We start from the raw sequence: 527 nt of genomic DNA on the forward strand, positions 1-527 counted from the left end.
TCCCCGAGGCTTATCGCAGCCTACTACGTCCTTCATCGGCTCCTGGTGCCAAGGCATCCACCGTACGCTCTTACACACTTACTAACAAAGATGCTCGCGTCCACTGTGCAGTTCTCAAACAACACACAAGATCCGATCACTACTGCGCACCAGCCGAGAAACAATGTTTCCCGCGGTATGACGCGGACCGTAATCCTGTCGTTTGTTGATTTCCTAGAAAGCTCAGACATCGTCTGTTCTTTCAGGACCCAATAGTGTGTCGATATATCACCGCGGAAGAAGACTGAGCTTCTGCCGAGTGCGATGAGGTTGTCAGTGTTCCACCCATGAGCGTCCGCAGTCCTACATGTGAGGACTAAACGGTCTCTGCCACAACGTCATTCACCTGTGTGAAGAGTCGTGGAGATGTGCTCCTTAGAAAGGAGGTGATCCAGCCGCACCTTCCGGTACGGCTACCTTGTTACGACTTCGTCCCAATCGCCAATCCCACCTTCGACGCCTCCCTCCCTTACGGGTTAGGCCAGCGG

At 53.7% G+C, this 527-nt stretch carries 2 rRNA genes; both read right to left on the bottom strand.

Annotated features, from left to right (window positions below):
• Positions 1-84: ribosomal RNA gene (locus tag GFY24_RS40935) — 23S ribosomal RNA — on the bottom strand; the annotation flags it as partial.
• A gap of 334 nt (positions 85-418) precedes the next feature.
• A 16S ribosomal RNA gene (locus tag GFY24_RS40940) occupies positions 419-527 on the bottom strand; the annotation flags it as partial.

This window comes from Nocardia sp. SYP-A9097 (assembly GCF_009649815.1).
Taxonomy (GTDB): Bacteria; Actinomycetota; Actinomycetes; order Mycobacteriales; family Mycobacteriaceae; genus Nocardia.